At 66.6% G+C, this 26,541-nt stretch carries 29 protein-coding genes; 22 read left to right on the top strand and 7 right to left on the bottom strand.

Annotated elements, in window-relative coordinates:
• The first annotated feature begins 51 nt into the window (after positions 1 to 51).
• From VSX79_RS14715 to VSX79_RS14670, 10 genes are all read left to right on the top strand, one after another.
• Positions 52 to 744: a peptidylprolyl isomerase gene (locus VSX79_RS14715; RefSeq protein WP_326913719.1), complete on the top strand. Its 693-nt coding sequence runs from the start codon at positions 52 to 54 to the stop codon at positions 742 to 744.
• Positions 745 to 820: 76 nt separating this feature from the next.
• Complete coding sequence (locus VSX79_RS14710; protein WP_179494145.1) at positions 821 to 1,615, top strand: outer membrane protein assembly factor BamD; 795 nt, start codon at positions 821 to 823, stop codon at positions 1,613 to 1,615.
• Positions 1,616 to 1,662: 47 nt separating this feature from the next.
• Positions 1,663 to 3,345, top strand: coding sequence for a DNA repair protein RecN (recN, locus tag VSX79_RS14705; RefSeq protein ID WP_326913718.1), 1,683 nt, complete (start codon positions 1,663 to 1,665; stop codon positions 3,343 to 3,345).
• Positions 3,342 to 4,025: a GNAT family N-acetyltransferase gene (locus VSX79_RS14700; RefSeq protein ID WP_326913717.1), complete on the top strand. Its 684-nt coding sequence runs from the start codon at positions 3,342 to 3,344 to the stop codon at positions 4,023 to 4,025. Before recN ends, VSX79_RS14700 begins: the two co-directional genes overlap by 4 nt.
• Positions 4,022 to 4,417, top strand: a complete 396-nt coding sequence (locus VSX79_RS14695) for a putative quinol monooxygenase (RefSeq protein ID WP_326913716.1) — start codon at positions 4,022 to 4,024, stop codon at positions 4,415 to 4,417. Before VSX79_RS14700 ends, VSX79_RS14695 begins: the two co-directional genes overlap by 4 nt.
• Positions 4,414 to 6,558 (top strand): NAD-dependent DNA ligase LigA, encoded by a 2,145-nt coding sequence (gene ligA, locus VSX79_RS14690; protein WP_179494155.1) that lies wholly within the window; start codon positions 4,414 to 4,416, stop codon positions 6,556 to 6,558. Before VSX79_RS14695 ends, ligA begins: the two co-directional genes overlap by 4 nt.
• A 153-nt stretch (positions 6,559 to 6,711) precedes the next feature.
• A complete protein-coding gene (locus tag VSX79_RS14685) occupies positions 6,712 to 7,881 on the top strand; it encodes a sterol desaturase family protein (RefSeq protein WP_179494157.1) in 1,170 nt (389 codons plus the stop codon).
• A 159-nt stretch (positions 7,882 to 8,040) separates the two neighbouring features.
• Positions 8,041 to 8,433: a DUF2946 family protein gene (locus VSX79_RS14680; protein WP_179494160.1), complete on the top strand. Its 393-nt coding sequence runs from the start codon at positions 8,041 to 8,043 to the stop codon at positions 8,431 to 8,433.
• 69 nt (positions 8,434 to 8,502) lie between these two features.
• Complete coding sequence (locus VSX79_RS14675; RefSeq protein WP_326913715.1) at positions 8,503 to 10,512, top strand: TonB-dependent receptor family protein; 2,010 nt, start codon at positions 8,503 to 8,505, stop codon at positions 10,510 to 10,512.
• An 11-nt stretch (positions 10,513 to 10,523) separates the two neighbouring features.
• Positions 10,524 to 11,870, top strand: a complete 1,347-nt coding sequence (locus VSX79_RS14670) for a PepSY-associated TM helix domain-containing protein (RefSeq protein ID WP_326913714.1) — start codon at positions 10,524 to 10,526, stop codon at positions 11,868 to 11,870.
• Here VSX79_RS14670 and VSX79_RS14665 read toward each other — a convergent pair.
• Positions 11,867 to 12,739 carry a sterol desaturase family protein gene (locus VSX79_RS14665; RefSeq protein WP_179494166.1) on the bottom strand — a complete coding sequence of 291 codons (873 nt, stop codon included), beginning with the start codon at positions 12,737 to 12,739 and terminating at the stop codon, positions 11,867 to 11,869. The two genes, VSX79_RS14670 and VSX79_RS14665, sit on opposite strands and share 4 nt — an antisense overlap.
• An 86-nt stretch (positions 12,740 to 12,825) precedes the next feature.
• On the opposite strand from VSX79_RS14665, the gene VSX79_RS14660 reads away from it, so the two are divergent.
• From VSX79_RS14660 to phhA, 5 genes are read left to right on the top strand one after another with little or no spacing between them, the layout of a single operon-like run.
• Positions 12,826 to 13,458, top strand: coding sequence for a Crp/Fnr family transcriptional regulator (locus tag VSX79_RS14660; protein ID WP_326913713.1), 633 nt, complete (start codon positions 12,826 to 12,828; stop codon positions 13,456 to 13,458).
• Positions 13,459 to 13,477: 19 nt separating this feature from the next.
• Positions 13,478 to 14,242 carry a molybdate ABC transporter substrate-binding protein gene (gene modA, locus VSX79_RS14655; protein WP_326913712.1) on the top strand — a complete coding sequence of 255 codons (765 nt, stop codon included), beginning with the start codon at positions 13,478 to 13,480 and terminating at the stop codon, positions 14,240 to 14,242.
• Complete coding sequence (gene modB / locus VSX79_RS14650) at positions 14,242 to 14,937, top strand: molybdate ABC transporter permease subunit (RefSeq protein WP_179494172.1); 696 nt, start codon at positions 14,242 to 14,244, stop codon at positions 14,935 to 14,937. The genes modA and modB overlap by 1 nt, the downstream gene beginning before the upstream one ends.
• Positions 14,927 to 15,547 carry a molybdenum ABC transporter ATP-binding protein gene (locus VSX79_RS14645; RefSeq protein ID WP_179494174.1) on the top strand — a complete coding sequence of 207 codons (621 nt, stop codon included), beginning with the start codon at positions 14,927 to 14,929 and terminating at the stop codon, positions 15,545 to 15,547. Before modB ends, VSX79_RS14645 begins: the two co-directional genes overlap by 11 nt.
• A gap of 39 nt (positions 15,548 to 15,586) precedes the next feature.
• Positions 15,587 to 16,459, top strand: coding sequence for a phenylalanine 4-monooxygenase (phhA, locus tag VSX79_RS14640; RefSeq protein ID WP_179494176.1), 873 nt, complete (start codon positions 15,587 to 15,589; stop codon positions 16,457 to 16,459).
• A gap of 3 nt (positions 16,460 to 16,462) precedes the next feature.
• Here the strand turns inward: phhA and VSX79_RS14635 are convergent, their stop codons facing one another.
• The 5 genes from VSX79_RS14635 to VSX79_RS14615 all read right to left on the bottom strand — a co-directional run bounded on the left by VSX79_RS14635 (position 16,463) and on the right by VSX79_RS14615 (position 21,027).
• A complete protein-coding gene (locus VSX79_RS14635; RefSeq protein ID WP_179494178.1) occupies positions 16,463 to 17,275 on the bottom strand; it encodes a hypothetical protein in 813 nt (270 codons plus the stop codon).
• Positions 17,276 to 17,335: 60 nt separating this feature from the next.
• The gene (locus VSX79_RS14630) at positions 17,336 to 18,307 is read right to left on the bottom strand and encodes a 50S ribosomal protein L11 methyltransferase (RefSeq protein WP_179494180.1); all 972 of its coding nucleotides are present in this window, start codon (positions 18,305 to 18,307) and stop codon (positions 17,336 to 17,338) included.
• Positions 18,308 to 18,310: 3 nt separating this feature from the next.
• Positions 18,311 to 19,018, bottom strand: coding sequence for an SDR family NAD(P)-dependent oxidoreductase (locus tag VSX79_RS14625; RefSeq protein WP_179494182.1), 708 nt, complete (start codon positions 19,016 to 19,018; stop codon positions 18,311 to 18,313).
• A gap of 85 nt (positions 19,019 to 19,103) precedes the next feature.
• Positions 19,104 to 20,456, bottom strand: coding sequence for a methyl-accepting chemotaxis protein (locus tag VSX79_RS14620; protein WP_179494184.1), 1,353 nt, complete (start codon positions 20,454 to 20,456; stop codon positions 19,104 to 19,106).
• Between the two features lie 103 nt (positions 20,457 to 20,559).
• Positions 20,560 to 21,027 carry an Lrp/AsnC family transcriptional regulator gene (locus VSX79_RS14615; RefSeq protein WP_179494186.1) on the bottom strand — a complete coding sequence of 156 codons (468 nt, stop codon included), beginning with the start codon at positions 21,025 to 21,027 and terminating at the stop codon, positions 20,560 to 20,562.
• Between the two features lie 157 nt (positions 21,028 to 21,184).
• On the opposite strand from VSX79_RS14615, the gene ald reads away from it, so the two are divergent.
• The 4 genes from ald to VSX79_RS14595 all read left to right on the top strand — a co-directional run bounded on the left by ald (position 21,185) and on the right by VSX79_RS14595 (position 24,218).
• Positions 21,185 to 22,300 carry an alanine dehydrogenase gene (ald, locus tag VSX79_RS14610; protein ID WP_179494188.1) on the top strand — a complete coding sequence of 372 codons (1,116 nt, stop codon included), beginning with the start codon at positions 21,185 to 21,187 and terminating at the stop codon, positions 22,298 to 22,300.
• Between the two features lie 21 nt (positions 22,301 to 22,321).
• Positions 22,322 to 22,555, top strand: a complete 234-nt coding sequence (locus VSX79_RS14605) for a hypothetical protein (RefSeq protein ID WP_179494190.1) — start codon at positions 22,322 to 22,324, stop codon at positions 22,553 to 22,555.
• 389 nt (positions 22,556 to 22,944) lie between these two features.
• Complete coding sequence (locus VSX79_RS14600; protein WP_179494192.1) at positions 22,945 to 23,403, top strand: hypothetical protein; 459 nt, start codon at positions 22,945 to 22,947, stop codon at positions 23,401 to 23,403.
• On the top strand, positions 23,403 to 24,218 hold the full coding sequence (locus tag VSX79_RS14595) for a ferredoxin--NADP reductase (RefSeq protein WP_326913711.1): 816 nt from the start codon (positions 23,403 to 23,405) through the stop codon (positions 24,216 to 24,218). The genes VSX79_RS14600 and VSX79_RS14595 overlap by 1 nt, the downstream gene beginning before the upstream one ends.
• 116 nt (positions 24,219 to 24,334) lie before the next feature.
• Here the strand turns inward: VSX79_RS14595 and VSX79_RS14590 are convergent, their stop codons facing one another.
• Positions 24,335 to 24,577: a M20/M25/M40 family metallo-hydrolase gene (locus VSX79_RS14590; RefSeq protein WP_326913710.1), complete on the bottom strand. Its 243-nt coding sequence runs from the start codon at positions 24,575 to 24,577 to the stop codon at positions 24,335 to 24,337.
• A gap of 145 nt (positions 24,578 to 24,722) precedes the next feature.
• On the opposite strand from VSX79_RS14590, the gene VSX79_RS14585 reads away from it, so the two are divergent.
• The 3 genes from VSX79_RS14585 to VSX79_RS14575 are packed head-to-tail and all read left to right on the top strand — an operon-like array spanning position 24,723 to position 26,541.
• Positions 24,723 to 25,349: a lysophospholipid acyltransferase family protein gene (locus VSX79_RS14585; RefSeq protein WP_218844348.1), complete on the top strand. Its 627-nt coding sequence runs from the start codon at positions 24,723 to 24,725 to the stop codon at positions 25,347 to 25,349.
• A complete protein-coding gene (locus tag VSX79_RS14580; protein ID WP_179494198.1) occupies positions 25,346 to 26,161 on the top strand; it encodes a DUF1295 domain-containing protein in 816 nt (271 codons plus the stop codon). The genes VSX79_RS14585 and VSX79_RS14580 overlap by 4 nt, the downstream gene beginning before the upstream one ends.
• Positions 26,137 to 26,541 carry a ribose-phosphate pyrophosphokinase gene (locus tag VSX79_RS14575; protein ID WP_179494200.1) on the top strand — a complete coding sequence of 135 codons (405 nt, stop codon included), beginning with the start codon at positions 26,137 to 26,139 and terminating at the stop codon, positions 26,539 to 26,541. Before VSX79_RS14580 ends, VSX79_RS14575 begins: the two co-directional genes overlap by 25 nt.

Raw genomic sequence — 26,541 nt, 5'->3', positions numbered from 1 at the left:
CCGGCTGAATCGGGGTCGCCAGCGCCTGCTTTCTTTGTCTATGTATCGGCCATGCTCACGATCCTCACCGCCATCGCACTTGCCGCCCAATCGCCGGCCGTTCCGCCGCAGGCGACCCAATTGCCGCCGCCCATCCCCTCGGTCCCGGTGCCTGTCACGCCGGTGGTCGAAGCCGACACGCGGCCCTATGTGGCGCTCGTCACCGACCTTGGCACGATTACCTTGCGGATCGAGGACAAGCGCGCGCCGGTCACCGCGGCGAATTTCCTCCGCTATGTCGACGCAAAACGGATGGACGGATTCAAATTCTACCGCTCGACGAAGAGCTGGGGCCCGGCGAACCAGCTTATCCAGGCGGGCAACCGCGGCGACGCGCGCCGGAGTTTCCCGCCCATCGCGCACGAGCCGACGGCGACCACCGGCCTCACCAACTGCAAGGGCGCGCTGTCGATGGCGCGGCTCAACCCCGGCGACGCGACGAGCGATTTCTTCCTGCTCCTGTCCGACATCAGGGGATTCGACAGCGATGCGCCGGGCGGCGACGGCGCCGGCTTTGCCGTGTTCGGCGAAATTGTCGGCGGCGCCGAGGTGGCGGAGGCGATCTTCAACGCGCCGATCTCGCCCACCGCGGGCGAAGGCGTGATGGTCGGCCAGATGCTCGAACCGCAAGTGACGATCAAGACCGCGCGCCGCGTGCCGACGCCAGCCGACGCGCCGGAGGGCTGCGTCGTCAAAACGGGCTGATCTGGCCCCCTGGAAACGCGACCGGGGGCCCCATCATTTATTTTGCGTTCATCCACGCTGTGGCTATACCGCGCGCATGACTCAGCGTTCCTCCTTGCGCGCCACGACGCGCCTCGTCGCCGCCGCTCTCGTGATCCCCCCGATGCTGGCGGCCTGCGCCGGTGGCGGCGGGGTCAAGCAGGACACGCGTTACGTCGCGCGCGATGTCAATACGCTGTACCGCGCGGCGCAGGACCGGCTCGACCGCAAGCAATATGGGCTGGCGGCGGCGCTGTTCGACGAGGTCGAGCGCCAGCATCCCTATTCGCCCTGGGCGCGCCGCGCGCAGCTGATGAGCTCGTTCAGCTATTATATGGACCGCGAATACACACCGGCGATCGAAGCCGCGCAGCGTTTCCTCGCGATTCATCCGGGCAACAAGGATGCGCCCTACGCCTATTATCTGATCGGCCTTTCCTATTATGAGCAGATCAGCGACGTGACCCGCGACCAGAAAATCACCCAGCAGGCCAGCGCCGCGCTGGGCGAGATCATCCGCCGCTATCCCGACAGCCGCTATGCCGCCGACGCGCGGCTGAAGGTCGACCTGGTGCAGGACCATCTCGCGGGCAAGGAAATGGAAATCGGCCGTTTCTACCAGCGCAGCTCGAACTGGCTTGCTGCGTCGATTCGCTTTCGCGAAGTCGTCGACAAATATCAGACGACCAGCCACGCGCCCGAGGCGCTCTATCGCCTGACCGAATCCTATCTCGCGCTCGGTATTCCGGCCGAGGCGAAGAAGTCGGCCGCCGTGCTCGGCGCCAACTATCCGGGCAATGAATGGTATGAGCGCGCCTACAAGCTGATGCAGAGGCACGCGCCGAGCGCCTGATCGCGGCGGGAATAGATTCTGCCTTTGTTCTGCGGTAAGGACGGCCCGTGCTGACCGCTTTGTCCATCGCCAATATCGTTCTGATCGAACGGCTCGACCTTGAATTCGAGGCGGGGCTCGGCGTGCTCACCGGCGAAACGGGGGCGGGCAAATCGATCCTGCTCGACGCGCTCGGGCTCGCGCTCGGCGCGCGCGCCGACAGCGCGCTGGTGCGGCAGGGCAGCGACAAGGCGCAGGTGACCGCGAGCTTCGCGCCGCCCACGGCAGATACGCCGCTTGCGGCGCTGCTTGCCGATAACGAGATCGCGCTGGAGGCGGGCGAACCGCTGCTGATCCGCCGCACGTTGAAGGCCGATGGCGGCAGCCGCGCCTTCCTGAACGACCAGCCCTGTTCGGCCGCCCTGCTGCGCGAGGTGGGCGGGCATCTGGTCGAAATCCACGGCCAGCATGACGATCGCGGGCTGCTCGCGCCCGCAGGACATCGCGTGCTGCTCGACGCCTATGCGCGTGCCGACACGCGCGCCGTCGCCGCGGCGCATGCCGCGTGGCGCGCCGCCGAGGAGCAGCTTGCCGCCGCCCGCGCCGCCATCTCCGCAGCCGAACGAGACCGTGAGTGGCTCGCGCATTGCGTCACCGAATTGCAGGCGCTTGGCCCCCAGCCCGGCGAGGAAGCCGAACTCGCCGAAGCGCGCGCCGCGATGCAGAAGGGCGAGCGGCTGGCCGGCGATCTCGGCGCGATCATGGAAGCGTTCGAGGGCAGCGATAGCGGTCCCGCGCAGTTGCGCGCGGCGGCGCGGCGGCTCGACCGGCTCGCGGGCGATCATCCGCTGCTCGCCGAGGCGCTCGCGGGGCTCGATCGCGCGATCATCGAGGCCGATGAGGCGGAGGGCAAGCTGCACGAAGCGGCGCGTGCGATGGAATATGACCCCGAACGGCTTGAGGTGACCGAGACGCGATTGTTCGAATTGCGTGCGATGGCGCGCAAACATAATGTGCAGCCCGACGAGCTGGCAGAATTGACGGGGACGCTCGCCGCGCGGCTCGACGCGATCGAGGGTGGCAGCGCCGGGCTCGCGAAGCTCGAAGCCGCCGTCGCCGAGACGGCATCGGCCTATACCCATGCCGCGACGGCCCTTTCCAACCAGCGCGCGAAGGCGGCGATCCGCCTCGACACCGCGGTTGCGGGCGAACTCGTGCCGCTCAAGCTCGACGCCGCGCGCTTCCAGACGCTCATCGAACGGCTTCCCGCCGACCGCTGGGGGCCAGAGGGCATGGACCGCGTCGAATTCCTCATCTCGACCAATCCCGGCGCGCCCTTCGCGCCGCTCGCAAAAATTGCCTCGGGCGGCGAACTCTCGCGCTTCATCCTCGCGCTGAAGGTCGCGCTCGCCGAAGAGGGCGGGGCCGGCACGATCATCTTCGACGAGATCGACCGCGGCGTCGGCGGCGCGGTGGCGAGCGCGATCGGCGAGCGGTTGGCAAGGCTGGCAGGCGCGGGCAAGCAATTGCTCGCGGTGACGCACTCGCCCCAGGTTGCGGCCAAGGGCGCCTTCCACTTCATCATTGCCAAGTCGAGCGAGGGCCCAAATGGCGGGGTGGTCACGCGCACCAGCGTCCACGCGCTCGATGACGCCGGTCGTCGCGAGGAAATCGCGCGCATGCTCTCGGGCGCCGAAGTGACCGCGGAAGCGCGCGCGCAGGCCGAGCGATTGCTGGATATCGCGGCATGATCGCCCACCCCCTCGACCGCCCGATCTGGTCGATGCTGACCGGACGGCAGGCGCATCTTGCCGAGGGTGACGGGCGGGCACTGCGGATCGACCGCGGCTATGGCGTGTTCGGAGTTGCGGCCGACACCGGCGCTGCGGCGCAGGCCGCGCTCGCCGCGCTCGTGCCCGACGAGGGCGAGATCTGGATCGTCGAGGGCGAGCGCTGGCCGGTTCCCGACGGGACGCGCGAGGTGAAGCGCGCCGTGCTCGCGCAGATGGTCGCGGAAGGGCCGCCGCCGGTGCCGCGCGACGGCGAACCGCCGATCCTTGCGCTCGGCGAGGCCGACGCCTCCGAAATGGCGGCGCTCGCCGACCATGCCCGGCCGGGGCCGTGGGGGCCGAAAACGCATCGCTACGGCCCTTTCTTCGGCATTCGCGAAGAGGGGCGCCTGCTCGCGATGGCCGGGCAAAGAATCCTCGTGCCCGGCATGGCCGAGGTCAGCGGCGTCGCGACATGGGCGGATTGCCGCGGACGCGGGCTCGCGCGCACGCTGATCGGCCATGTCATGCGCCAGATGGTCGCGCGCGGCGAGACGCCCTTCCTGCACAGCTACGCCGACAATGCGGGCGCGATCGGGCTTTATGAATCGCTCGGCTTTCGCATCCGGCGCGAGGTGCATGTGCTGGCGATCGCGAAATGAACCGGCGCGAGCATCTGGCCGCGCTGTTGGCGACGGCGGCGGTGCTGTTGCCCGCGACGAAACTTGATGCCCTGGAGGCAAGGATGGAAGAAGCCGATCCGCAATACGGCCTGCTCGGCCAGATGATGGCGCAGCCCGGAAAGCGCGCCGAACTGGTCGTGATCCTGTCCGAAGGCACGGGCGAAATGCCCGGCAACATCGCCTATCTGATCGGCGAGGACAGCGCGAACCCCGACGCGATCTGGATCGTCGAATTGTGGGATAGCAAGGAAGCGCACGCCGCCTCGCTGAAGCTCCCCGCGGTGCAGGACGCGATCAAAAGGGGGCGCCCGCTTATCGCAGGATTTGGTACTCGCGCCGAATTCAAGCCGGTGGCAAAGACCGGTGCATGACCGAAATCGAATCGCTGTCCGAGGCCGATGCCGCCAATGAATTGATGCGGCTGGCGAAGCAGATCGCCCATCATAACAAACTCTATCACGCCGAGGATTCGCCCGAGATTTCGGATGCCGACTATGACGCGCTCGTTCGCCGCAACAACGCGATCGAGGAGGCTTTCCCGCATCTGATCCGCGCCGACAGCCCGAACCGGCTCGTCGGCGCGGCGGTCGAGGCGTCGCCGCTCGCCAAGATTGCCCATGCGGTGCGGATGATGAGCCTCGACAACGCCTTTTCGGCGGAGGATGTCGAGGAATTCGCCGCGCGCGTGCGGCGTTTCCTCAACCTGGGTGCCGACGCGGTCGTCGCAATGACCGCCGAGGACAAGATCGACGGCCTCTCCTGCTCGCTGCGTTACGAGAAGGGCAAGCTGATCCAGGCGGCGACGCGGGGCGACGGCAGCGTCGGAGAGGATGTCACCGCGAACGTCCGCCACATCGCCGACATCCCGCAGGAATTAAGGGGCGATGCCCCCGACGTCTTCGAGATTCGCGGCGAGGTCTATATGGCGAAGGCCGATTTCACCGCGCTCAACGCGCGGCTGCTCGCCGAAGCCGAGGACCCCGAAAAGGCGCGCCAGTTCGCCAACCCGCGCAACGCTGCCGCCGGATCGCTGCGCCAAAAGGATGCGAGCGTCACCGCGTCGCGACCGCTGCGCTTCCTCGCGCATGGCTGGGGCGAGGTGAGCGCGCTGCCCGCCGATACGCAATATGCGGTGATGAAGGCGATCGAGGGCTGGGGCGTGCCCGTCTCGCCGCTCCTGAAACGCGCCGACAGCGTCGCCGCCCTCCTCGCGCACTATGCCGAAATCGAGCGCCGCCGCGCCGAGATGGACTATGATATCGACGGCGTCGTCTACAAGATCGACCGGCTCGACTGGCAGCAAAGGCTGGGCTTCGTCGCCAAGGCGCCGCGCTGGGCCATCGCGCATAAATTCCCCGCCGAACGCGCGCAGACCACATTGGAAGCGATCGACATCCAGGTCGGCCGCACCGGCAAGCTGACCCCCGTGGGAAGGCTCACCCCCGTCACCGTCGGCGGCGTCGTCGTGTCGAACGTCACGCTCCACAACCGCGACGAGATCGGCCGTCTCGGCGTGCGCCCCGGCGACCGCGTCGTGATCCAGCGCGCGGGCGACGTCATCCCGCAGGTGGTCGAGAATCTGACCCGCGGCGAGGGCCGCGCACCCTATATCTTCCCCGACCATTGCCCCGTCTGCAACAGCGAGGCGGTCGCCGAGGAGGGCGAGGTCGATGTGCGTTGCACCGGCGGCCTCATCTGCAACGCGCAGAAATTCGAACGCCTGCGCCACTTTGTCAGCCGCGGCGCGCTCGATATCGAGGGGCTGGGCGAAAAGAGCATCCAGGAATTCCTCGACCTTGGCTGGCTCGACAAGGGGCCCGCCGACATCTTCCGCCTGAAAAGCCACCGCGCCGACTTGCTCGGGCGTGAGGGCTGGAAGGAAAAGTCGGTCGACAATCTGTTCGCCGCGATCGAGGCCAAGCGCGCGCCCGACGCCGCACGGTTGCTGTTCGGGCTCGGTATCCGCCACGTCGGTGCCGTGACGGCGCGCGATTTGCTGAAAGGGCTGAGCGACATCCGGCGCCTTCCGGAAAAGGCAGCCGAAATTCACGCCTATTTGGAAGAAAATCCGCGCGCCGAGGGCGAATCCGACGGCAAATATACGGCGCGCCGCGTCGAGGCGTTCAAGGCGATCCTCGAAGTGCGCGCCGACGGGATCGGCATCGCGGTTGGCGAGGCGCTCGCCGATTTCTTCCACGAACCGCACAATCGCGCCCTGTGGGACGACCTTCTCTCCGAAGTGGCGCCGCCGCTCTACGTTGTCGAGACTCGCGAGAGCGAGGTGTCGGGCATGACGGTGGTCTTTACCGGCAAGTTAGAGACGATGAGCCGTGACGAAGCCAAGGCACAGGCCGAGGCGCTCGGCGCCAAAGCCGCGGGCAGCGTCAGCGCCAAGACCGACCTCGTCGTCGCTGGGCCCGGCGCGGGATCGAAGCTTAAGCAGGCGAGTGCACTCGGTATCCGGGTGATTGACGAGGCGCAATGGGCGGAGATTGTCGCAGCGGCCGGTTAACTTATCGGTCAGTTCTCTTCGTCACCCCGGACTTTATCCGGGGTCCATGACGCCGGGGCAGGAATGGATGCCGGATCAAGTCCGGCATGACGAAGGTTGAAAATGGTGCGCGCCGTCACAGACCGCGCGGCCGAAATGCTGTGAGGGGCCAACATGGCGAAGCGTGATTATCTGAACAATCTGATGCGCGACCTCGAATCGCATACCGAGGTGCGGCGCTTCGGCAGCGGATGGCTTTCGGGCTTTTTCGGACTACTCTTCGCGATCGCGGGCCTTTTCATGGTCGTCGCGCTGCGCTTCCCGGACTGGTTCGCGACCCCCGAGTTGGAAATCGTCAAGCATTGGGGCGGCTTCCGCGGCCTCGTCCACGCGACACTTCTGATCAGCTACGGCCTCTCCTTGCTCAGCCTGCTGCTGCGCCCGCGCAAGGTGCTCGGCCTCACCGCGCTGATGATCGGGCTCGCGGCGATTCTCATCGGCGGAGCGAACGTCCAGCCGCAGGAAACGCGCGACTGGGGCATTTTCTTCGGGCTAGACTTTTTCGTCGTGAACCTGCTCGTCACCGGCTTCATGTTCGCGCCATTGGAGCGCGCCTTCCCGCATCGCCGGACACAGCGATTGTTCCGCACCGAATGGCGCGAGGATCTTTTCTATTATCTGGTCAGCACGATGTTCGTGCAGGTGCTGGGCTTCCTCGCGCTCGCGCCGTCGACGATCATCAACGAGAATACGAGCAATTGGGAGGCGTTCCGCGCGGGGGTCGCCTCGTTGCCGTGGATCGTCCAGTTCGTCATCGTGCTCGTCGCGTCGGACCTGGCGCAATATTTCTTCCACCGCAGCTTCCACCGCTACCCCTTCCTCTGGGGTTTCCATGCGGTGCACCACAGCGCCAAGTCGATGGACTGGCTCGCGGGATCGCGGATGCACTTCGCCGAGATCATCCTCTTGCGCTCGATCACATCGCTGCCGCTCTTCACGCTCGGCTTCGCGCCGTCGGTGATGCAGGCCTATATCGGCTTCGTCTATGTGTGGTCGTCGCTGCTCCACGCCAATGTCGGGGGCAATTTCAACCGGCTCGGCCACTGGATCGCGACCCCGCGTTTCCACCACTGGCACCATGGGCTCGAACGCGAGGCGTTCGACGTCAATTTCGCCATCCATTTCCCGTGGATCGACAAATTGTTCGGCACCTTTCATCTGCCCAAGGACCGCTGGCCCGAAAATTACGGCATCCCCGAGGATGTCCCGCGCAGCTATTGGGGCCAGTTCCTCTATCCGTGGACGCGCACGGGCAAGAAGACCGACGAGACGCCCGCGGAATAAACACTGTCATTGCGAGGAGCCGAAGGCGACGCGGCAATCTCCAGCTATCGGCAGCGCGTTGCCGATAGCTGGAGATTGCTTCGCTTCGCTCGCAATGACGACCGGGTTGAGTAGCATGTCCGCTTGTCAGTCGGCGCCGCACCTCATAAGGCGCCTTCCGTGAGCCTGCTCGCCGCCTTTCGCCGTCCCGGCATCCTGCTGCTTTTACCGCTGCTGCTTGCACTGGCCGCGCGGGTGCTCGTTGCGCCGGGCTGGATGATCGAAAGCGATGCGGGCGGGTCGATCACCGTGCGTATCTGTTCGGACCCGGGCAACCCCGGCGGCACCGTGACGATCCCGCTCGAGAAGGCGGGCAGCCACGACGCGGGCGAAACGCAGCAGCATTGCCCGTGGGGCGCGCTCGCCAATGCGCCGATTGTTCCCGACGTGCCGGTGCTGGCTGCCGCGCCGATGATTGCCGAGATGGTCCCTGTCGCGGTTCGCTCGCTCGGCTTTGCGCCGGGGATCGCCTCGCCGCTCCCGCCGAGTACCGGCCCCCCCGCCTTCGCCTGATCCAGATCGACCGGCCGTCCGCGCGTTCGCGTGGTGCGGTCCGTGACTGCATCCAGCGAAGGAAAAATTATGAAAACCCGCATCCATGGCGCGGCGCCGTTGCTGGCGCTCGCAACCTGTCTTGCCGCCCCCTCCGTCCGTGCCGAAGAGGCCGATTCGACCATCATCGTAACCGCGCCGGCCGCCACTGACGCCGCCGAGGAGCGCGCCGGCCGCACGCCCGGCGGCACCGACGTCGTCTCTTACGAAGATTATGCCGACAAATCGGTCGTCTCGCTCCGCGACACGCTCGCCTTCTCGCCCGGCGTCTATCTCCAGCCGCGCTACGGGCAGGAGGTGCGCCTTTCGATCCGCGGTTCGGGCCTGTCGCGCGGCTTCCACATGCGCGGGCTCACGCTTTTGCAGGACGGCGTGCCGATCAACCTCGCCGATGACAATGGCGATTTCCAGGAACTCGAACCGATCTTCTTCGACCATCTCGAAGTCTATCGCGGCGCGAATGCGCTGCGCTTCGGATCGGGAACGCTGGGCGGCGCGATCAACGGCGTGACCCCGACGGGGCGCACCGCGCAGGGCCTCTACATGCGCGCCGACGTTGGTAGCTTCGACAGTTTGCGCGGGCTCGTCTCGGCCGGCGTCGCGAGCGACCGCGTCGACGCGTGGGGCGCGATTGGCGCTGACACGTCGGACGGCGACCGCGACCATGCCAAGCGGCGCAGCCTGCGGTTTCAGGGAAATGTCGGGCTGAAGCTGAGCGATGTGGTGAGCACGCGCTTCTATGCCAGCATCAACAATATCGACCAGCAGCTGCCGGGCGCGCTGACGATGGCCGAGGCGCTGTCGACCCCGCGCAAGGCCAATGCGGGCGCCGTCGCGGGCGATCAGGGACGCGACATCGACTCGCTGCGTCTCCAGAACCGCACGACCTTCGATTGGGGTGCGCTAACCCTCGACGTCGGCGGCTTCGTCAATGCGAAGTCGCTCCACCATCCGATCTTTCAGCTCATCGACCAGAAGTCGGTCGACGTCGGCGGCTTCTTCCGCGCCGACTATGCGACCGGCCCGGTCGAGGTGACCTTCGGCGGAGAAATGCGGCGCGGCAACACCGACGCGCGCCAGTTCGTCAACAATGGCGGACGTCGCGGCGCGCGGACCTTCGACGCCGACCAGAAGGCGCAGACCGCGACGCTCTATAGCGAAGTCCGGGTGCGGCCGGTCGAGGCGCTGACCTTGGTCGCGGGCGGCGTCTACGCCGACGGCTGGCGCCAGCGCCAAGTAAATTTCTCGGTCGCTCCCGCGACCGACGGCCGGGTCGACTTCGACGCCTTCTCGCCCAAATTCGGCCTGCTGTTCGAACCCGCCGCCGATATCCAGTTCTTCGCCAACTACAGCCGCTCGGCCGAATTCCCGGGCTTCGGCGAGGTGTTCCAGACGATCGGCACCCCGCCCGTCAGCACCGTCGTGTCGGACATCCGCCCGCAGCGCGCCTGGACCGCCGAAATCGGCACGCGCGGCACGCGAGGTTTCGCAAGCTGGGACGTCGCGCTCTATCGCTCAACGCTGAAGGGCGAGCTTCTCCAGTTCACGACGAACAGCAATATTCCGGCGGCTACCTTCAACGCCGACCGCACGCTGCATCAGGGCGTCGAGGCGGGGCTGGATCTCGCGCCGACCGGCTGGCTGCGCCTGCGGCAAGTCTATACCTACAGCGACTTTCGCTTCCGGGACGACAGCCAGTTCGGGGACAACCGCCTGCCGGTGGTGCCGAAGCATGTCTATCGCGCCGAGCTGCGCCTCGGCACCGACGCGCTGCACATCGCGCCGAACCTCGAATGGGTGCCGGACGGTCCCTTCGCCGATTACCGCAATCAGGTGCGTACTTCGGGCTATGCGCTGATCGGGATCACGGGCGGGGCGCCGATCGCCGAAGGTGTCGACGCTTTCGTCGACATCCGCAACATCACGGGCAAAAAGGCGATCGGCGACATCAGCGCGGCGATTACGGTCACCGACACCTCGGCGATCTATTACCCCGTCGAACGCCGCGCGGTTTCCGCCGGCATCCGCGCGCGCTTCTAAGGGGACGGGGGATGACCGACAGCAACCGCGTTCCGCTCTACCGCACGATCTGGCGCTGGCATTTCTACGCCGGGCTGTTCGTCATCCCCTTCATCCTGCTCCTGTCGGTGACGGGCGCGGCCTATCTGTTCAAGCCCGATCTCGACCGGTGGGAGGAGCGGTCATGGCGCGGCTTGCCGACCGCGGGTACGGTCGACGCCGATGCGCAGGTCGCCGCCGCGCTCGCCGATTTTCCGGGCGCCAGCTTCCATTATTACCGCATCCCCGAAGCGCCCGGCGATGCCGCGGTCGTCCACCTCGGCCTGTCGAACGGGACGATGCGCGACGTCGCGGTCTCACCGCAGGGGTGCGTGATCGGATCGGCCGATCCCGATGCGCGCATTTCGGCGTGGCTGTCGCGTATCCACGGCAGCCTGTTGATCGGGCGCGCGGGCAGCCTCATCGTCGAGCTCGCCGCAAGCTGGGCGATCGCGATGATCCTCACCGGCCTCTATCTCTGGTGGCCGCGTGGACGCGGGCTCGCAGGGGTTGCGTGGCCGCGGCTGTCGCTGGGCGGACGCATCGCGCTGCGCGATCTCCACGCGGTCACCGGCTTCTGGGTTTCGGGGCTTGCGCTGGTCCTGCTCCTCACCGCGCTGCCGTGGACCGACGTCTGGGCGAGCGGCTTTCGGGCCGTCCGCGCCGAAATGGGCTGGGTATCGGGCGTGCCGGACTGGAAAGGCGGCGCGGACCCCCATGCCGCGCACGATCATGGCGCGATGGCGATGGCCGGCCCGATGATCCACGCTTCGCCCGCGATTCCGCTGGCGCGCATCGTCGAACGCGCGAAGGCCGAGGCCTTGCCCGCGCCCGTCATCGTCCAGCCGCCCGGCGCGCCCAATCTCTTCGGCCCGCCGAACGGCGACACATGGACGCTGACGACGCAGACGCAAAACCGGCCGCAGGTGCGCAAGGTCAGTTACGATATCGCGACCGGCGCCGAAGTCGCGCGCAGCGGCTTCGCCGACAAGCATATCATCGACCGCGTCGTGAACATGGGCATCGCGTGGCACGAAGGCCAGCTTTTCGGCCGTATCAACCAGCTGATCGGCGTCATGACCGCGCTCGCGCTGTTCACGCTCGCCGTCTCGGGCTTTCTGATGTGGCGACGCCGCAAGCCCGAGGGCACGGTAGGCGCGCCGCCGGCGGCGCGCGACCCGGCGCGGCTTCGGGGCATCACCGCGATCGTGCTGATCCTCGCTGCGCTCCTGCCGCTGCTCGCCGTCTCGCTGATCCTGTTGTGGATCGCCGAGCGGCTGGTGCTGCCGCGTCTGCCGCGCGCCGCGGGCTGGCTCGGGGTCGAACGCGCGACAGGCTAGGTCAGCGGGACCGTCCTGGGCGTCACCGGCTCGGCGCCCGCGATATGCGCGTTCATATCCTTGTTCTCGGGGAAGATCGGCCACAGCAGTTGCTGCCCCAGCGTCGCGGGCGGCAGATTCTCGACGCCATAGCTCGCCGGATAATGCCGCGTGATCTTCGCCGTGCCGAACAGCACATCCCAGAAGAAGAGCAGGTTTCCGAAATTGCCCTTGTAGTTCACCGCCGGGTCGTCGGCGTGGCGGCCATGGTGCGCATGGTGCGTAGCGGGGGTGCTGATCGTGCGTTCGACGACCCACATCAGCGGCGACAGCGCCTTGATCCGGTAGAACGGCGCATCCCATGCGACATCGCTGTGCGCGCCGATGATCACCGCCATCTTGACCACCAGATAGCCCGCATAGAACCAACCGAGCCCGAGATAGACCAGCACCCCCGCGAACCAGATGCTCGGCATCATCGCATAATAGATGATGTTGTTCCTGTAGACGAGCCGCACGCTCATATAGCGCGCGTTATGATGCGCGCGGTGGAGGTTGTAGAGCCAGGCGAAGCTGTGGCTCGCGCGGTGCCACCAATATTGCATCATGTCTTCGAAGACGAGGAAGAGCGCGAGCGCGGCGAGGAACGGCGCATTCGCCAGCGCGCCCTCATAGTGCGGAAAGAATCGATGGCCGAGCGCGCCGACGACCAGCAGGATCGTGGGCTGGGTGACGATCAGCAGCGTGAAGGTGCTGATAATCTCGATGATCCCGTCGTGACGCGACTGCTCGTCCTTGGCGAACAGCCGCGTGCGGGCGAGTTCGATCAGGCAGAAGCCGAAAAAGATCGCCGCGACGATCGCGCTCGACTGGGCGGTGGTCAGGTGCATCCCAAATCTCCCGTTGCGGCCTCGCCGCTTGTTATTGCGCGCACCGTGCCGCAAAAGCGGTGGCAGAAATGCAAAGAAGTTATCAATTGGCGCTCGCAGAGCGCACGCGGCTCGCGGGCGGGGAGCGCGACCGCTTGCTCGCGGCGCGCGAGCCGCGCGGCTTCGCCGACGGCCAGTTCGTGCAGCATCAGGGCGATCCCGGCGATGCCTTCTGGGCGGTGATCGAGGGGCACGTCCTCGTTGGCCGTTATGCCGAGGACGGCGCCTTCACCGCCTTCGCGGTGCTCGGGCCCGGCGACATCTTCGGCGAGCTTGCCTTCTTCACCGGCATGGAGCGCCAGGTCGATGCGATCGCCAGCGGGCCTGCGCGGCTGATCGCGATCGATCGCCCGCTGCTCCGCGGGCTGATGCAGGAGGATGTCGGCTGGGCCGAGCTGCTGCTGCGCAGCCTGGGGCGGCAGCTCGCGGTGTCGCTCGACATCATCGATGCCGAGCGGCGGCTGCCGACCGCCGAACGATTGCGGCGTCTTCTCACCGCCATGGCCGCCGAGGCGCCCGACGGCCGCACCATTCGCGCGACGCAGCAGCAGCTCGCCGACCTGCTCGGCGTCTCGCGCGTGACGCTCGGCGCGGCGCTCCGCGCACTCGCCGCGCGCGGGGCGCTCATCTGCGGTTACGGCCACATCGAGCTGCGCGCGCCGCTTTCGCAGGGTGGGTGAGGGCGCTATAGCTCCGCCGATGGCCCGCCTCCTCCGCCTGTTCCCACTGCTTTTCGCGCTGCTGCTGGCGCCCGACGCGATGGCACGAGCGCGCGGCCCGGTGGTGCTTGCGGCGGCCAGCCTCCAGGAATCGCTCACCGAAGCGGCCGACGCCTGGGCCGCGAAGGGTCACCCCAAACCCGTCCTCTCTTTCGCCGCCTCGTCGGCGCTCGCGCGGCAGGTGATTGCGGGCGCGCCCGCCGATCTTTTTCTTTCGGCCGATGAGCCATGGATGGATGCCGCGGCGAAAGCGGGGATGTTGCGTGCGGGCACGCGCGCGACCCTGCTCGGCAACCGGCTGGTGCTGATCGCCCCCGCCGCCAGCCGCGCGAGGCTCACGATCGCGCGCGGGTTTCCGCTCGCGAGGGCGCTCGGTTCGGGCCGCCTCGCGCTCGCCGATCCGGGCGCGGTGCCCGCGGGCAAATATGCGAAGGCCGCGCTCGCTCATCTCGGCGTTTGGAGCGGCGTCGCGGGCAGGGTCGCGCCCGCCGAAAATGTTCGCGCCGCGCTGGCGCTTGTCGAGCGCGGCGCCGCGCCTTTCGGTGTCGTCTACGCGACCGACGTGCGCGCGTCGACGGCGGTGCGCATCGTCGGGGTCTTCCCCGCGTCGAGCCATCCGCCGATCCGCTATCCGGTCGCGGTGCTCAAGGCGTCGCGGCACAGGGATGCGGGGGCTTTCCGGGCCTTCCTCTTCTCGAAACGGGGCCGCGCGATTTTCGCCCGCCACGGCTTCTCGGCGTCCTGATGCTGTCTCCGGAGGAGTGGGGGATCGTCGCGCTGTCGCTGAAGGTCGGTGGCGTAGCGGTGCTCGCGACGCTTCCTGTCGCCTTCGGCCTCGCATGGATTCTCGCGCGTTATCGCTTCCCCGGTCGCGTCGTCCTCGACGCGCTCGTCCACCTGCCGCTCGTCCTGCCGCCCGTCGTCACGGGCTGGCTGCTGCTCATCGCCTTCGGCCCGCTCGGCCCCGTCGGCCGCTGGCTCGAAAGCTGGTTCGGTGCGACCTTGATGTTCCGCTGGACTGGCGCCGCGCTCGCGGCGGCGATCATGGCGCTGCCGTTGATGGTGCGCGCGATGCGGCTGTCGATCGAGGGGATCGACCGGCGGCTGGAAGGCGCGGCGCGCACATTGGGCGCGACGCCGTGGCATTGTTTCTGGAGCGTCAGCCTGCCGCTCGCGCTTCCGGGTGTCCTCGCTGCGCTCGTGCTCGGTTTCGCGCGCTCGATCGGCGAGTTCGGCGCGACGATCACCTTCGTCTCGAACATCCCCGGCGAAACGCGCACGCTGCCACTCGCCATCTATTCGGCGCTGCAGGTTCCGGGGGGCGAGGCGATGGTGACGCGGCTCGCTCTCCTGTCGGTTGCGCTGTCGCTCGGCGCGCTCATCCTTTCCGAATGGCTCGTCCGCCGCACCCATGGCGAAAGGCAGCGTCGTGGCGATTGATATCGACGTCACCCGCCGCCTCGGCGACCGGGTCATCGCCGCGCGCTTCGCCGCCGGCCCGGGGCTGACCGCGCTTTTCGGCCCTTCGGGCGCGGGCAAGACGAGTATTCTCAACATGGTCGCGGGGCTGCTTCGCCCCGATCGGGGGCATATCCGCGTCGGCGACCGCACCCTGTTCGATAGCGCGACCGACCTGTCGCCCGAGGCGCGGCGCGTCGGCTATGTCTTTCAGGACGGCCGGTTGTTCCCGCATCGCCGCGTCCGTGCGAACCTGACTTATGGTCTCGATCTCGCTCCGCCGGCGAACCGCTGGATGAGCCTCGACGAAGCCACGCGATTTCTCGGCATCGATCATCTTCTCGATCGCTGGCCGCAAGGCCTGTCGGGCGGCGAGGCGCAGCGCGTCGCGATCGGCCGCGCGCTCCTGGCGGGTCCCGAAATCCTGTTGATGGACGAACCCTTGTCCTCGCTCGACGCCGCGCGGCGGGGCGATATCATGAAGGTGATCGAGCGGATTCGCGACGAGCTGGGGCTACCGATCCTGTATGTCAGTCACGACCGCGCCGAGGTCGATCGCCTTGCAACGCAGGTCGTGGAAATCGGCGAATAAAGTTTCACTTGAAACCATTTTGATGATAGAAGCTTGTCCATGGAAAGCCAGTTTACCCACGTCCATGACACGCCGCCGCCGGGCGCCGCCGCCGACTGGACGATTCCGCAAGATTGGGACGCCTTCACCGCCAACGAACATGCGATGTGGGACCGCCTCTTTGCGCGGCAGTCGGACATGCTGCCCGGCCGCGCGTCGGAGGCCTTCCTGCGCGGCATCGACGTGCTGCGCCTCGAAAAGCCGGGCATTCCCGATTATCGCGAGCTCAACGCGCGGCTGATGGCCGCGACGGGGTGGCAGGTCGTCGCGGTGCCGGGGCTCGTTCCCGACGATGTTTTCTTCGACCATCTCGCAAACCGGCGCTTTCCGGCGGGCAATTTCATCCGCACCCCCGAACAGCTCGACTATCTGCAGGAACCCGACGTCTTCCATGACGTGTTCGGCCATGTCCCGATGCTCGCCGACCCGGTGTTCGCGGACTATATGGTTGCCTACGGCGAAGGAGGCCTCAGAAGCCTGAAATTCGATGCGCTGAAACAGCTCGCGCGGCTTTATTGGTATACGGTCGAATTCGGCCTGATCCGCGAAGCCGGCGGGCTGCGCATCTATGGGGCTGGCATCGTCTCTTCCTTCGCCGAAAGTGTCTTCGCACTCGATTCGGACAGCCCGAACCGTATCGGTTTCGACCTCGCCCGCGTGATGCGCACCGACTACCGGATCGACGATTTCCAGCAGAATTATTTTGTGATCGAGAGCCTCGACCAGTTGCTCGACACGACGGTGAACACCGATTTCGCGCCGCTTTATGCGCAGAATGCCGCGCTGCCGCCGATCCCGATCGCCGATATCCTGCCCGACGACGCGGTGATCACGCACGGCACGCAGGACTATGCGCTCGCAAAGAGCGGCTGACCGTCATTCCTCGCCTTTGCGGACGGCTCCGACCAGTCGGCGCCGGTGCTGATAGGCTTCGCGGTCGGGTGGCAGGCTGTAGATTCCGCGCAACAGCGCCATATCTTTGCCCGACAGCGAGCGATGCTCCGGCTCGTCGCCGAACAGCCCCATGATCGAATCCTTGGGCGGCGGCGGATCGCTGTTGAGTTCGGCGAGCGCGACCATCGCGGTGTAGGACGCGACCGCATCGAGCAACGTGCCGTCGGCCTGCTCGGCATCGACGATGACCGTCGCGGATCGCAGCGCGCGCACCACCTGCGTGCTGACGATGCTGCTGTTATACTGCTTGAGTATACCGTCGGTCGTTGGCATCCCGTCGCGGCTTTCGTCGCGCGTGCCGTACCACCAGCGGATCGGCCCGTCGCCTTGCACGAGGCGCTCGCGTTCCGTCGATGATAGCGCGGCGGCCAGTCGCGGCGATTTGTCGAGAATCGCGCGGGTCAGCCCGTCGCCATTGTCGGTAAAGATCACCGCGATATTGGGGGTGCATGGGGTCGGCGCCACCGGTGCTCCCGCCGCGGTCGCCACCTCGCGAATCCTATCATCGACGATCCCGGCGATCTTGGCGGCGACGCCCAAGGTGCGCGGGCATACGGGTGCGATCCACCGCGCGACGGGTTCGAGCTGCGCGACGCCCGCGCGGCGCACGAATTCGGCGGCGCGCTTGCGCTCTTCCCGCTTCGCGTCGGGGATGCCGGTCACGATGATGGAATCGGGGTCCTCTCCAGCGGCGGGGGCAGCGGCGAGCAGGGCAAGGGTGATAAACAGGCTCATGGCCGATTCTCCCGATGATGGCGAAGGCTATCAAATCACCGAGAAAAATCTACCATTTAGCTACCAGCTGCCGAAGCTGGCGTCCGACGGATTGGCGCGGTGGAAGGCGCGCTCCTTGCGCCGCCAGCCGTAGCGGCGGCGCTTGACGAGCAGCAGGCACGGCCACTCGGCGCTGCCCCCGCGCGTGGCGAGACGAAAGCCCTGCGCGCGATAGGCGGCGAGCACCGGCTCCATCTGACGCGCGATCAGCCCCGCTAGGATCGCATGGCCGCCCGGCGCGGTGGCCGCAGCAATATCGGGGGCGAGGGTGATCAGTGGCCCCGCGAGAATATTGGCGACGACCAGGTCATAGGGCGAGCGGTGGCGGATTGCGGGGTGGTCGGTTCCCGGTGCGACCGCGAGCGCGAGCCGCCCGCCGCCGCGACCGAGGGGCACCCCGTTGATGCCCGCATTGTCGCGCGTCACGAAAATGCTCGCGGGGTCGATGTCCGAAGCGATCGCCTTCGCGCGCGGCCACAATGCCATCGCGGCAAAGGCAAGCAGTCCCGTCCCGGTGCCGATGTCGGCGATGTTTCGCGGGCTCGCGCCTTGCCGCGCGAGCCGGTCGAGCATGGCGAGGCAGCCCGCCGTCGTGTCGTGGCCGCCGGTTCCGAAGGCTTGGCTCGCATCGATCAGGAACGGCGTCGTGCCGGGCGGCACGCGATCGGCATAGCTGCTGGTGTGAACGAAAAAGCGCCCTGCCTGAACGGGTTCGAGCCCCTGCTGGCTCAGTGTCACCCAATCTTCCTCGGGCAATTCTTGGACGACGGGCTTGCGGCCCTGCGCGCTGGGCAGGAACGACTGGAGCAGCTTTACCAGATCTGCCCCGGGCTTGGCGTCCATATAGGCGTCGAGTTGCCACAGGCCCGCATTCTCGTCGATCTCGCGCGTCACGACAACGGGCGCTTCGGGCATCGCGTCGAGTTCGGGGATATCGCCCGACAACGCCTCCGCCTCGGCGCGGGTGCAGGGGAGCGAGATGACCCAGCTCATGGTCTAGCGCACATAGCTTGCGCCGTTGACGTCGAGAACCGCGCCGGTCATCGACGCCGGCGCATCGAGCGCGCACCAGCGCGCCATCTCGCCGACCTCGTCGGGCATCGCGACGCGCCCCAGCGGAATGTCGGCAAGCAATTTGTCGCCGCCGCGGCTCGCGAGATATTCGTCGGCCATTCCGGTCATCGTGAAGCCGGGACAGATCGCAAAGGCGAGGATGCCGTCCTTGGCATAGGCGCGCGCGATCGTCTTGGTCATCGCGACCATGCCCGATTTCGATGCCGCATAATGCCAGTGCGCGGGGCTGTCGCCGCGGTACGCCGCGCGGCTTGCGATGTTGACGATGCGGCCGCCCGTCTTTTCACCCGGGCTGCCGCGCTCGTGCCAGTGCAGCACTGCATGGCGGCACAATTGCGCGCTCGACGTCAGATTGACCTGCATCGTGCGGTTCCAGTTCGCGAGCCAGTCGGCGTTGGGGTCACCCAGCGGATTGGCTTCGAACACGCCGGCGTTGTTGACGAGCACGTCGATGCGACCGTCCAGCCGGTCGAGGCTCGCCTGCCACAGCCGGTCGGGGGTCGTGGGGTCGGCCAGGTCGCCGTCGGCGCTCGACAGCGCGACCACCTTCGTTGCGTCACCGGTGAGGGCGTCCGCGATCGCGGCGCCGATGCCGCGGCTCGCGCCGGTGATCAGGATATGCGTGTTCATGCCTCCGCCTTAGGCAGCGGGGCAGGGCTTGCCAAGCGGGAGCGAGCGAAGTGCCCTCTCCGCTATGACGCTGACGTAGGTGAATTTACGCCACGCGGCGGCTGAATTCGCTAGCGGCCTGCTCGAGTTGCTGGAGGCGGCCACCCATTTTGGCGAATTCCTGGCTCAGCACGCTGATTTCGCTCGCGACCATGCCCGAATCGTTGCGGATGCTTGCGATCGTCGACGACATCGAATCGGCGGCGAGCGCGGTTTCGTCGACCGCCGCGGTGATCGACGTGACCGTCTGCGCCTGCGCGTCCATCGCGTCGCGAATGCGCTGCGCCGAGTTTTGCACCTCGACGATCGTCTGCTGGATCGACTGGTTTGCGCTGACCGATCCCTTGGTCGCCTGCTGGATCGCGGTGATCTTGCCGGCGATGTCGTCCGTGGCGCGCGCGGTTTCATTGGCGAGGCTCTTCACCTCCTGCGCCACGACGGCAAAACCGCGACCCGATTCGCCCGCGCGCGCCGCCTCGATCGTGGCGTTGAGCGCGAGGAGGTTGGTCTGCCCGGCGATCTCGCGGATCAGGCCGAGGATCGATTCGATCGATTCGGCGTGATGCGACAGAGCTTCGGACATGGCGACGGCTTCGCCCGCCTGTTCCGACGCGCGCGTCGCGACGGTCGCCGAGGCTTCGACTTCGCTCCGCGCATCCTCGATCGCGCGGATCAGGCCCGCGGCGGTCGATGCGGCCTCGCGCATCGCCATCGCCGACTGTTCGGACGCCGCGGCGACCTCGCTCGTCTTGGCGATCATGCCCTTCGCGGCCTGGTCGGCAGAGGCGGCTTGTTTGGCAAGTTGTTCGCGCACCCCGTCGGTGTCCTGGACCAGCGAGGCGATCGAGCGGTCGAAATCGCCCGCGAGCGTCTGCCGCTCGCTCGAAAATACCGCGCGGTCGAGCTTCGCCGCGTAACGCTGCATGATGTCGAACTCGAGCAGCGCGAGCCGGTTGATCGCGCTCGTCAGCCGCGCCAGCCGCTCGGGATCACCGATGCAGGCTTCGACGACATATTCGATCGTGAGGCGGTGGCTTTCGGCGATGCACGACATGACCGAGGCGAGCGGCAGCTTCACCCGCCGCGCCATATGCGTGTTCTGGCAGGCGATCGTCGCGACCTCCTGGCCGGCGGCGTCGGCATATTTGACCGTCGTGTGACGCGCGCTGCCGCGGACATAGCTGTCGTAAAGCTCGCCCTCGACCTTGCGGTCCGGGTCGGGAAGCTGGTTGAACGCGTCCCAATAGGCGCGCGCGACCGCTTCTTCGCGGCCGGCGATGATCGTGTGGATTTCGGTTCCGCAGGCGGCCAGACGGCCGTCGAGATCGTAATAGGGAAAACGCTCCGACATCAAAATCGGATCGATCTGCTGCTTATGAATCGGATTTTCCTTCACCATGATCCTGCTTCCCTGATCACCCCAAAGACGCGCGGGTCTGTCGCCCGCATTCATCCTGCGAAACTGGTGAACGGGATATGCGGCATCAGTGGTAAATGCGCCGTTAACCCGCGGGAGGAACCGGATAGCCCTCGAACGCCTTGATCGTGCGCAGCGCAAAGGCGCTATGCATCGCCGCGACGCCGGGCAGGCGCGAGAGGCAATGGCGGTGCAATCGGTCGAAATCGGCGACATTGCGCGCGGCCACGCGCAAGCGATAGTCGGAAGCTCCCGAAAGAAGCTGACATTCGAGGATTTCGTCGAAACTTTTGACCGCGCTCTCGAAGGCGGTCAGCGCGTCTTCGCTCTGCGAGGTCAGGCTGATGTCGACGAAGACGTCGAGCCCCAGCCCAATGCGTTCGGGATCGAGCCTTGCCGAATAGCCCGTAATGATCCCCGCCGCCTCCAGCGCGCGGATGCGGCGATGGCACGCCGAGGCCGACAGCCCGACGATGTCGCCCAGTTCGGCCGCCGGACGCGGCCCGGTGCGTTGCAGCAAGTCGAGCAGCTTTGCATCGATCCGGTCGATCATTGTGCGTCCTTTGCTCATTATGCGCAAAATCTGTGCGTGATACTCGCGAATCCGCGATTCATATGCAAGCACCTCGCGGCGCGTTTCTGCTAAAAGCGCCGAAAGTTTTCGGCGGCCGCTGTCGGTCGCCGAGGACGTTCATATTCGGAGAGCGACCATGATCATCGGCACCCCCAGGGAAATCAAGAACCACGAATATCGTGTCGGGCTGACCCCCGAGAGCGCGCGCGAACTCGTCGTCCACGGCCACCGCGTGCTCGTCGAGACCGGCGCGGGCGAAGGCATCGGTGCACATGACCGCTTTTACGAACAGGCGGGCGCCGAGATCGTCGCGACCGCCGAAGAGATTTTCGCGCAGTGCGAGATGGTCGTGAAGGTCAAGGAACCCCAGCCGGTCGAGCGCGCGATGCTGCGCCCCGGTCAGATCCTCTATACCTATCTCCACCTCGCGCCCGATCCCGACCAGACGCGCGACCTGATGAAATCGGGCGCCGTGTGCATCGCCTATGAAACCGTCACGAGCCCGCATGGCGGCCTGCCGCTGCTGAAGCCGATGAGCCAGGTCGCGGGGCGCATGTCGATCCAGGCCGGCGCGACCGCGCTCGAAAAGGCGCATGGCGGCCGCGGCGTGCTGCTCGGCGGCGTCCCCGGCGTCGCGCCGGGCAAGATCTGCGTGATCGGCGGCGGCGTCGTCGGCTTCAACGCGGCGCAGATGGCAGCTGGCCTCGGCGCCGATGTCACCATCCTCGACCGCGATCCCGAAGTGCTCGAGCGTGTCGGCACCTTCTTCGAGGCGCGTGCGAAGACGCGGTTCTCGAACCGTGCGAACCTCGCCGAATGCGTCGCCGAGGCCGACCTCGTCATCGGCGCGGTGCTGATCCCCGGCGCCGAGGCGCCGAAGCTCGTCACGCGCGAGATGCTCGGCACGATGCGTCCGGGCTCGGTGCTCGTCGACGTCGCGATCGACCAGGGCGGCTGCTTCGAGACGAGCCACGCGACGACCCACGCCGACCCGACCTATGTCGTCGACGGCATCGTCCATTATGCCGTCGCCAATATGCCCGGCGCGGTCGCGCGCACCAGCACCTATGCGCTGAACAACGTCACCCTGCCGCACGCGCTGCGCATCGCCGACCTCGGCTGGAAGGAAGCTTTGAAACGCGACGTGCATCTTGCGCAGGGTTTGAACGTTTGGAACGGTAAGGTGACGTTCGAGGCCGTAGCCGAAGCGATCGGAACCGATTATGTGCCTGTCGAACAGGCACTCGCCTGACAATAAGGAACGACAGAGACGATGACCGACCAACTGCCGCCTCCCCCGCCCGAAGAGGAAGAAAATGAAGTGCTGCGCGCCGCGCGCGAGCGGCGACAGCAAAAGGAAGCGGCCGATGCCTCCGAGGCGGCCGACAAGGAAGCGGCAAAGGGTAAGCGCGCCGGCTGGAAAACCGCCGCCGCGGCGGGCCTCGGCATCGGGTCGGCGGCGGTGATCGCCGCGCTGCTCTATGCGAACCGCGACAAGATCAGGTAGCGCCAGCTAACGGCCGCGTTGGGGCGGTTGGGCAGGTGCATTATTTCGGCCTGAGTGGCGGCTTTGGGGTGGGTTGCTGCCATTCCCCACAGTCGTCATTCCCGCGAAAGCGGGAACCCAGAGCGTGCGTCGGCTGATCCCGCACTCGGTTCCCGCTTTCGCGGGAATGACGAGTTAATGAGACACCAAGCGCCGCTTTTCGGTCGTTCTCAATCTGTCGTAACCGTTCCCTATTCCGCTAAAGTGAACGGCTCGGGAGATTGTTTTCCTCTACCGCAGACGAGTCATTCGGCCTTTCTCCATCCCGCTCGAATTTCTGAATTGCAAATGACTCGCAATAACATATAAACCCGCCGACGTTGCGCCGACGCGCGTTGGAAAGGGAATCGATGTACGCCTTTGTCGACCGGCCGGTGGAAAGCCTCTGCAACAGCGGGCGTTTTCTGCTCTGGGCGATGCGGGGATGGGTTGCGGCGGCCGCGCGCGGGCGGTGCCCGCCGCAGACGCTGCACCGGGGCTTCACTTCGGTGAACGCGGCGGGCGCGTTGCCCGATTTTCACGTCGCGATGGCGTTGATCGGCGGCGATGCCGTCGAAACGCTCGTCCTGGCGCCGATGCCGTGCCTCCAGATTTCAGAGGATGAAGCAATTCTGCTTGGACTCTGGCGCGATATTTCGCTTGGGGGCGTGACAAATGCCCGCGCGACGCTGGCCTTGCTGGCCGAGGGAGACAGCGTCGGTCCGATCGCAAAGGCGATGGGCGCCGCGGTCGACAGGTTGGTCGCGGCGGGTTTCGATATGCCGGCCCTCGCGGCCGGCGCCATGACACATCAGGAAAGTCCAAAGTGATGAGTGACCGTATTGCCGAAGCTGCCAAGCTGGCCCCCTCCGCCTCGCTGACCGTCGAGGAAGTGCGTTCGGTGCGCCACTGGAACGAGCATCTGTTCAGCTTCACGATCACCCGCCCGCCTAGCTTCCGCTTCCGTTCGGGTGAGTTCGTGATGATTGGCCTGCCCGGCGAAGGCCGCCCGCTGTTGCGCGCTTATTCGATCGCCAGCCCTGCTTATGCCGACGAGCTTGAGTTCCTCTCGATCAAGGTGCCCGACGGCCCGTTGACCTCGCGGCTGCAGAAGATCCAGCCGGGCGATCCCGTCTATCTCGGGCGCAAGCCGACGGGGACGCTTGTCGCCGACGCGCTGCTGCCCGGACAGCGGCTGTTCCTGCTGTCGACCGGCACCGGCCTCGCCCCCTTCCTCAGCCTCGCGCGCGATCCCGACATCTACGAACGGTTCAGCCAGATCCAGCTCGTCCATTGCGTGCGGCAGATCAGCGACCTCGCGTTCCGCGACGAACTCGAAAGCCAGCTCGCGGGCGATCCGCTGGTGCAGGACCAGGCGTTGCTGCAATTCCATTACCTCCCGACGGTGACGCGCGAACCCTTCCGCACCACGGGACGCATCGACGCGCTGATCGAGGACGGGTCGCTCTTCGGCCATCCGCTGACCGGCCCCACGCATTTCGACCCGGCGACCGACCGCATCATGATGTGCGGCAGCATGGCGATGATCCGCGACCTCGAAGCGCGCTTCGAGGCGCTTGGCTTCAAGGAAGGATCGAACGCCGCGCCCGGCGACTTCGTGATCGAGCGCGCGTTCGTGGGTTAGCGTCCCTCAATCGTCATTGCGAGAAGCCGAAGGCGATGCGGCAATCCAGGGGCGGTATAAGCTCGCTCTGGATTGCTTCGCCGCGCTCGCAACGACGAATGATACCGAAGGCTGGATCAAGGTTTATCCGCATAGGCCTTCACCAGGTCGAACATATAGTCGCGCCCGACATAGACCGAGCGCACTTCCATGCGTTCGTCGAGGCCGTGCGCGCCGTTGCCGTCGGGGTCTCCCCACATACCGGGAATGCCATAGGTCGGGATGCCGACCGCGCCGAGGAAGGTCGCGTCGGTATAGCCATTGGCCATCGACGGGATCACCTTCAGCCCCGGCCAATATGTGTCGACGAGCGTCTGCATCGGGCCGATGATCTTGGGGTCGAGCGGCGGCGCGGGCGGCGCGGGGCGCTTGGGCGGGGCACAGCATCGAATCGATCAAGGACGAGCCCTTGCGCGGCGAAGGGCTTTCGCGCAATCGGGGGATGAGTGGAGAGGAGCCGTGACCATGTTTGACGACGAGCCGCCGGGGCCGGTGGCGCGGGCGGTGCGCCGCCTTTTGCTCCTCTTATACCGGATGCGCGGCTGGAAGGCCGAGGGCGCCGTGCCCGAACCGCGGCGCTTCGTCCTGATCGCCGCGCCGCACACGAGCAACTGGGATTTCGTCAATTTCCTCGGGCTTGCCGCCGACCTCGGCATCCGTCCGCATTTCATGGGCAAATTGTCGCTGTTCCGCTGGCCGATCGGCGGCTTCATGAAACAGATGGGCGGCATCCCGGTCGATCGTCGCGGCGGCACCAATGTCGTACAGCAGATGGCGGGCGAATTCGCACGCCGCGCAGAGTTCATCCTGACCGTCGCGCCCGAAGGAACGCGCGGCAAGACGAAGAAATGGCGCACCGGTTTCTACCAGATCGCGCTCGCGGCCAAAGTCCCGCTTGTCGTCGGGGTGATGGATTATGGCAAGAAAAGCGGCGGTCTCGGTCCGCTGATCTGGCCGACAGGAGACTTCCGCGCCGACATGCTGAAGGTGCTGGAAACCTATAAAAATTGCATTCCGAAATTCCCCGAGCGTGCAGTGCGCTCGATCGATGATATAGTCGGCGCCGATGAGGAACCGGACACGCGCGCATGACTGATGCAATCTTGCTTCTGGCGATCAATTTTGCCGGGCTGCTCGCGGTGATCCTGTTCCTGTGGGGCGTCGCGGTGACGATCCGCGACGTGTCGTTCATCGACGCTTTCTGGGCCTTCGGCATGGTGCTGCTCGCATGGGGGACAGCATGGCAGACGGGGGTCGGGGCGCCCCATGCCAAATTGCTCCTTGGCCTCACGACGCTGTGGGGACTGCGGCTTGCGATCCACCTGGCGATCCGCTGGGCGCGCGACGGCGAGGACCTGCGCTACAGGAAAATTCTCGCGCACAGGATGGAGAAGCACAAGTGGAGCTGGGCGAAAGCCGCGCTGCTTACCGTCTTCCTGACGCAGGCGCCATTGCTGTTCCTCACCTGCCTGCCCGCGCAGATCGGCATCTGGGCGGGCGCGAACGCCCCGCAAGACATCGGCGTCTTCGGATGGCTGGGCGCCGCGGCGGCGCTGGCCGGCATCGCGTTCGAAAGCATCGGCGACGCGCAGCTCGACGTGTTCCGCAAGAATCCGGCGAACAAGGGCAGGGTGCTCGACACCGGCCTGTGGCGCTACACACGCCATCCGAATTATTTCGGCGACGCACTGACCTGGTGGGGCATCTGGCTCGTCGTGCTCGACCTCGGTTGGGGCCCCGCGCTCGCGAGCGTGATCGGGCCGGTCTTCCTGACCTTCACCCTCACGCGGTGGTCGGGCAAGGCGCTGCTCGAAAAGGGGCTGCACAAGACGCGGCCGGACTATGCCGCTTATGTCAAACGCACCTCGGGCTTCATTCCATGGCCGCCAAAGACCAAGGCCTAGGCGGCGACGAACGCCCGGCCGACGCGTCGGCGCTCGGCGACGCAGTGCGGATCCGTACGATCCTGATCGATGCGGCGCGCGCGGCGCGCAGCGTCAGCTATTCCGAACTGCTCGGCGACCTCGGCTTCCGTTTCACCCGGCCCAAGATGCGCGCGGTGTGCAGGACGCTCGAGGAGGTAGACCGGCTTTCCGCACTCGAGGGCGAACCCGACCTTGCGGTGCTGGTCGTACGCGAGTCCGACCGCCTGCCGGGGCAAGGCTGGTGGGTCGGCGGCACCGCGCTGCTCCTCGGCTATGACGGGCCGTGGGAGGGCGCCGCGGCGGCGCGCTTCATTCGCGAGCAGCAGCAGGCGGTGTTCGATTATTGGGCGGAGCGATAG

The sequence above is a fragment of the Sphingopyxis chilensis genome (genome assembly GCF_035930445.1).
GTDB classification, from domain to species: Bacteria; Pseudomonadota; Alphaproteobacteria; order Sphingomonadales; family Sphingomonadaceae; genus Sphingopyxis; species Sphingopyxis chilensis.
Note: the sequence above shows the minus strand (reverse complement) of the source record. Positions and strands in the feature narration are given on the sequence as shown.